Raw genomic sequence first — 1,884 nt, 5'->3', positions numbered from 1 at the left:
GAAATTTTTTTGAAAAAAAATCGATATAATTTCGTAATTATATTCAAATTTAAGTGATAATAAAATCAGAATAATATTTTTTTAAATAAATATTGATTTAACCAGATAAAAGGATCTATTAGTATCGTTCTTCAATAACCCTTGAATACATTCATATGCTTTTTCCAAAAATAACGATCCTGATCAAGAATTTTAACAATTATAATCATGACAAACCCTTTTTGATAATTTAAATAGATAAATAATAGCATATATGTGATTAAACAACCGACTGCATATAATTCATAATTTTATCTTTAAACCTGATAATGCCGTTGGAAATATTGAATGAATCACGTTAAACATTATACAGATATTAGCATCGCAGAACTTGTTGAGTTAGCCATTCAACGCAATGAGGGAAAATTGGCCGCTAATGGTGCGTTAACAGTAAAAACGGGCAAACGAACCGGACGGTCCCCGGCTGATCGTTTTATCGTTAAAGAAGCCATAACAGAAAATGCGATTAATTGGGGTAAAATTAACCAACCTTATTCCGAAAATAAATTTGACACCTTATGGAAACATGTCGAGGATTATATCAATCGACAAGCATGTTTCATTTCTCATGTTCATGTCGGGTCTGATCAAAATTATTATCTACCCGTCAAAATGATTACCGAAACCGCCTGGCATAACGTGTTTGGAAGATGCCTTTTCATCAATCCTGATATTTATAATCCAAAACAACTTTCTGAATGGCAAATTATCAACGCTCCCGGTTTCAAGTGCAATCCTGAACGAGACGGTACCAATTCTGAGGGAACTGTCATCATTAACATTTCTCAAAAAAAAGTTTTACTTGCAGGAATGCCTTATGCCGGGGAAATGAAAAAAGCCATGTTCTCTGTGCAAAATTTTCTTTTGCCTGAACAAGACGTTTTACCCATGCATTGTGCAGCAAATGTTGGCGAAAAAGATGATGTAACTTTGTTTTTTGGATTGTCAGGAACAGGTAAAACAACACTTTCAGCCGATGAACACCGTTACCTGATTGGAGATGATGAACATGGTTGGGGTGCAGGAACAGTTTTTAATATTGAAGGAGGATGCTATGCAAAATGTATTCATCTTAGTGAAAAAAATGAGCCCGTTATCTGGCGAGCCATCCGTTTTGGAAGTGTTCTTGAAAATGTCGTATTAGATAAAGCGACACGTGAGCCTGATTACAATGATGAACAATTCACTCAGAATACAAGAGCTTGCTACCCTCGTGATTTCATTGTGAAACGGGCAAAAAATAACAAAGGGGGCGAACCTAATGCAATTATCTTTTTGACTTGTGATTTAACCGGCGTCTTGCCACCTGTTGCCATTCTAAATCATGAACAAGCTGCATACCATTTTCTTTCTGGATACACCGCATTGGTTGGATCAACGGAAATAGGATCCGGTTCAGGAATCAAATCCACATTCTCAACATGTTTTGGTGCACCTTTTTTTCCACGTCCACCACAAGTCTATGCAGAACTTTTAATCAAACGAATTAAGAATTTTCATTCGCATGTTTATTTGGTTAATACAGGATGGACAGGAGGTGGTTATGGTGTAGGTAAAAGGTTCAAAATTCCAACAACGAGAGCAATTATCCATGCGATACAAAATGGCCTTATTAACGAAACAAAAACAGAGCATCTTGAAATTATGAATCTGGATATTCCCACTGCAATACCTAATGTTGAAAATAAAATTCTAAATCCACGCAACTGTTGGAAAGATCCACAAGCTTATGATCAAGCCGCACAAAATTTAGCGCAACAATTTATTGATAATTTCAAAAAATTTAACGTCTCTGAAACTATCTATCAAGCAGGACCCAAATTAAAATATTAGATAATAGTTTTT

General features: G+C 35.2%; 1 protein-coding gene. It reads left to right on the top strand.

The window, feature by feature from the left end:
- Positions 1-327: 327 nt before the first annotated feature.
- Positions 328-1,872 carry a phosphoenolpyruvate carboxykinase gene (locus tag U0839_RS08715; protein ID WP_122123136.1) on the top strand — a complete coding sequence of 515 codons (1,545 nt, stop codon included), beginning with the start codon at positions 328-330 and terminating at the stop codon, positions 1,870-1,872.
- Positions 1,873-1,884: the final 12 nt, after the last annotated feature.

The sequence above is a fragment of the Commensalibacter sp. A3DC genome, assembly GCF_047307945.1.
GTDB classification, from domain to species: domain Bacteria; phylum Pseudomonadota; class Alphaproteobacteria; order Acetobacterales; family Acetobacteraceae; genus Commensalibacter; species Commensalibacter melissae.
The sequence above is the reverse complement of the archived record's forward strand: the minus strand, read 5'-3'. Positions and strand labels throughout refer to the sequence as shown.